Annotated in this window: 5 protein-coding genes and 1 pseudogene; 3 read left to right on the forward strand and 3 right to left on the reverse strand. The window is 39.4% G+C overall.

The annotated features are described in order from the left end of the window. Positions 1-68 precede the first annotated feature (68 nt). Together FD36_RS06165 and FD36_RS06955 are read left to right on the forward strand one after the other, a co-directional pair. Positions 69-2,621 (forward strand): glycoside hydrolase family 68 protein (locus tag FD36_RS06165; RefSeq protein WP_235803522.1); only part of this gene is annotated, 2,553 nt, incomplete at its 3' end. Between the two features lie 121 nt (positions 2,622-2,742). After that, positions 2,743-2,823 carry a hypothetical protein gene (locus tag FD36_RS06955; RefSeq protein WP_235803524.1) on the forward strand — a complete coding sequence of 27 codons (81 nt, stop codon included), beginning with the start codon at positions 2,743-2,745 and terminating at the stop codon, positions 2,821-2,823. A gap of 113 nt (positions 2,824-2,936) precedes the next feature. Here the strand turns inward: FD36_RS06955 and FD36_RS06960 are convergent. From FD36_RS06960 to FD36_RS06175, 3 genes are all read right to left on the reverse strand, one after another. After that, positions 2,937-3,201, reverse strand: a 265-nt coding sequence (locus tag FD36_RS06960; protein WP_235803523.1) for an integrase core domain-containing protein, incomplete at its 5' end; no start/stop codon positions are given. A gap of 33 nt (positions 3,202-3,234) precedes the next feature. After that, complete coding sequence (locus FD36_RS06605) at positions 3,235-3,462, reverse strand: hypothetical protein (RefSeq protein ID WP_225361999.1); 228 nt, start codon at positions 3,460-3,462, stop codon at positions 3,235-3,237. A gap of 27 nt (positions 3,463-3,489) precedes the next feature. Beyond that, complete coding sequence (locus tag FD36_RS06175) at positions 3,490-3,744, reverse strand: DinB/UmuC family translesion DNA polymerase (protein WP_082610647.1); 255 nt, start codon at positions 3,742-3,744, stop codon at positions 3,490-3,492. A gap of 69 nt (positions 3,745-3,813) precedes the next feature. Between FD36_RS06175 and FD36_RS06180 the strand changes: the two are divergent. Further along, positions 3,814-4,092, forward strand: a pseudogene (locus FD36_RS06180) (hypothetical protein); the annotation flags it as partial. Positions 4,093-4,122 lie beyond the last annotated feature (30 nt).

Genomic DNA, 4,122 nt, shown 5'->3' on the forward strand with positions numbered 1-4,122 from the left:
TTTATTGACATAGGAGCAATTACTCTGTATAATAGAAGCCAGATTAATTACAAGGGGAAGTATCCAATATGACTAAAGAACATAAGAAAATGTATAAAGTCGGTAAGAATTGGGCCGTTGCTACACTAGTATCAGCTTCAATTTTAGGGGGAGTAACCGCCCACGCTGATGCTGTTAAGAACAATAAATACGACGGCACTGCTAACGTTAACATTGATCGCCAAGCTAATGTTGATGGGAAGATTATCAGTACTAACGATAATGCAACCAGTGGTTCGACAAAGCAAGAATCATCTGTTGCTAACGATAATGCAACCAGTGGTTCGACAAAGCAAGAATCATCTGTTGCTAACGATAATGCAACCAGTGGTTCGACAAAGCAAGAATCATCTGTTGCTAACGATAATGCAACCAGTGGTTCGACAAAGCAAGAATCATCTGTTGCTAACGATAATGCAACCAGTGGTTCGACAAAGCAAGAATCATCTGTTGCTAACGATAATGCAACCAGTGGTTCGACAAAGCAAGAATCATCTGTTGCTAACGATAATGCAACCAGTGGTTCGACAAAGCAAGAATCATCTGTTGCTAACGATAATGCAACCAGTGGCTCGACAAAGCAAGAATCATCTGTTGCTAACGATAATGCAACCAGTGGCTCGACAAAGCAAGAATCATCTGTTGCTAACGATACTAAAACTGCTGTTGTTGACGAAAGTAAAAATACTAGCAACACAGAAAATGATAATAGTCAATTAAAGCAAACTAATAATGAACAACCATCAGCTGCTGCTCAAGCAAACTTAAAGAAATTAAATCACGAAGCAACTAAAGCCGTTCAAAATGCTAAGATTGATGCTGGTAGTTTAACAGATGAACAAATTAATGAATTAAATAAAATTAACTTCTCTAAGTCTGCTGAAAAAGGTGCAAAATTAACTTTTAAGGACTTAGAAGGAATTGGTAATGCAATTGTAAAACAAGACCCACAATATGCCGTTCCTTACTTTAATGCTAAGGAAATCAAGAATATGCCTGCCTCATATACTGTCGATGCCCAAACTGGCAAAATGGCTCATCTTGATGTTTGGGATTCTTGGCCAGTACAAGATCCTGTCACAGGTTATGTGTCTAATTACAAGGGTTATCAACTAGTTATTGCGATGATGGGTATTCCTAATACACCAAACGGTGATAATCATATTTACCTTCTTTACAATAAATATGGTGATAACGACTTTTCACATTGGCGTAATGCAGGCTCAATTTTTGGTACTAACGAAAATAACGTATACCAAGAATGGTCCGGGTCAGCTATTGTAAATGATAATGGCACAATTCAATTATTCTACACTTCAAACGATACCTCTGATTACAAGTTAAACGATCAACGACTTGCTACTGCAACACTAAATCTTGATGTAGATGATAATGGTGTAGCAATTAAGAGTGTTGACAATTACCATATTTTGTTTGAAGGTGATGGTTTCCACTATCAGACCTATGACCAATTCGCAAACGGGAAGGATCGTAAGAACGACGATTATTGTCTCCGAGATCCTCACGTTGTGCAATCAGAAAATGGTGATCGTTACTTAGTATTTGAAGCCAATACGGGAATGGAAGATTACCAAAGTGATGATCAAATTTATAATTGGGCTAACTATGGCGGCGATGATGCTTTTAATATCAAGAGTTTCTTTAAACTTCTGAACAACAAGAATGACCGTGAATTAGCCAGTTTAGCTAATGGGGCTATTGGTATCCTAAAGCTTAACAATGACCAAACCAATCCAAAGGTTGAAGAGGTTTATTCACCATTAGTATCCACATTAATGGCTAGTGACGAAGTTGAACGAGTAAACGTAGTTAAGCTTGGTGATAAGTATTATCTCTTCTCCGCAACTCGTGTAAGTCGTGGTTCCGATCGTGAATTAAACGCTAAAGATATCACAATCGTTGGTGATAATGTTGCTATGATCGGTTATGTTTCTGATAACTTGATGGGTAAGTACAAGCCATTAAATAACTCAGGTGTCGTATTAACTGCATCAGTACCTGCAAACTGGCGTACTGCTACTTATTCCTACTATGCAGTACCTGTAGAAGGTCACCCTGATCAAGTACTAATTACTTCTTACATGAGTAACAAGGACTTTGCTTCAGGTGAAGGAAACTATGCAACTTTGGCACCAAGTTTCATAGTACAAATCAATCCAGATGACACGACAACTGTATTAGCACGTGCAACTAACCAAGGTGACTGGGTATGGGACGACTCTAGTCGGAACGATAATATGCTTGGTGTTCTTAAAGAAGGTGCAGTTAACAGTGCCGCCTTACCGGGTGAAGGGGGTAAGCCGGTTGACTGGAGTTTGATTAACAGAAGTTCTGGCTTAGGCTTAAAGTCTCATCAACCAGTTCAACCAAAGATTGGTCAACCAGATCAACCAGATAAGCCTGCTGGCAAGACGAGTTTTGATAGTAAGAATTCACCGGTAATTCCAGGCTATACCTTCAAAGAAGTCCAAGGGAACCCTTCCCAGCCAAGTAACGCTACTAACAATGGAGTAATCAATACGTCGACTAATACAGGATCTAAAGTTAACAACGGTGCTGTTNCATGTCTTTGATACTGATGAACCAACTTATACAGTAGTGCTTAAACATAAAGTTAACAACGGTGCTGTTAATTCACCAGAATTACCTCAAACTGGTGAAAACAATAGTCAAAGTCAAACAATGTCATTTATTGGTATTTTGTTGGCAATATTTGGAAGTTTACTCGGTTTTCTTGGTATCAAGAAACGCCGTAATGATTAACCATTAAATAAATATATCTGTAGCGAATATTTTAGAGCCGATTATTTAAAGAGGACCCTGAAGAATAATAATATTCTTCAGGGTCTTTATTTAGATCTACGTCGGCAAGAATGTCAATAGGCCGGACAAAAGAAGTTACGTTCTGACGAAGGCACTTGGCTCGTAAGTGTTGCGACTTCAACTTGTAAGGGGGTCTGGTAGCCCAGTGAACTATGAATTCTCTTCCTATTGTAGAAAGCATGCACATATTCAAAAAGTACAGCAGCGGCAGTTTCATAATTCTCAAAGACCGGCACTGGATAAACACATTCCTTTTTGAGGGAAGCATGAAAAGATTCCATTGGTGCATTATCGTATGGACACCCCTTACGGCTGTAANTTATTTCTTAAATTCACGCATCATCAGGTCTTTTACCAGTGTTTTATTTTGTTTTGATGTGACCAAGAAACGACAAACAAAGTTGCGAGATAAACCCAGTTTTGATTGATCAGGTGAATATAGGTGATGTCAGTGGTAACGACCCCAGATAAATCAGCTAGATGTCTCATTAAATTAGGCTTCTGCGACGTGTCAGTATTGGTTGTAGGCTTTTTAGGACGTTTGCGATACATAGTCGATTGAATGCCTAATTCATGCATGACCTGCCAAATCGTTCGGCAAGAATGTCAATGGTCCGGACAAGAATTGTACGGTTGGACGTGCGGACGTTTTTTGGGGCTCAAATCGTCAGTGTGGTTTGTGGGATAAATCTTCATTTGCACACCGAAACCGGAGGTGCCCGCTTCTTCTGCATCAGCATAATCAATCCCAACGATAACCACTTCACCTTGTACTTGATGGTGACGAAGTCTGCTAGCAACCTGATCAGTAATCTCGCTAAGCACGACTTTAATCTCCTTTGCCTGCGTGTAATCACACATGAGCACCTGACTATTGCCATAGTCTTTTTTCACATTTACTGGGTGGTAACTTTAATTATGCAATCTAGGGATGCCAATGATTTAGAGGCTAATATCAAGCGAGCTTTTTCCGCTCATGCCGATGCGGTTGTGCTGTTGGTGGATCACACTAAAATCGGTAAGCATCAACTATACATGAGTGCACCAATGAGCGCGATTAACTACATTGTTACCGATAAATCGCTACCCGAAATGATCTTCAATACAGCTCGGAACAATCATGTTCAAGTTTTTGAGGGTCTAGAATTTTTGGTGTTGGAAAGTATTTCCATTCCAAAAGTACTAGGCCCTAATTTAAAAAGCCATTGATAATGGATCAAAAAAGGCCAATAGGGTATA

The sequence above is a fragment of the Fructilactobacillus sanfranciscensis DSM 20451 genome, from assembly GCF_001436035.1.
In the GTDB taxonomy this organism is placed as follows: domain Bacteria; phylum Bacillota; class Bacilli; order Lactobacillales; family Lactobacillaceae; genus Fructilactobacillus; species Fructilactobacillus sanfranciscensis.

Coding starts and splice junctions, on each gene's coding strand:
- FD36_RS06955 (WP_235803524.1), top strand. CDS start 2,743: ATGTCATTTATTGGTATTTTGTTGGCAATATTTGGAAGTTTACTCGGT.
- FD36_RS06605 (WP_225361999.1), bottom strand. CDS start 3,462: ATGCATGAATTAGGCATTCAATCGACTATGTATCGCAAACGTCCTAAA.
- FD36_RS06175 (WP_082610647.1), bottom strand. CDS start 3,744: ATGTGTGATTACACGCAGGCAAAGGAGATTAAAGTCGTGCTTAGCGAG.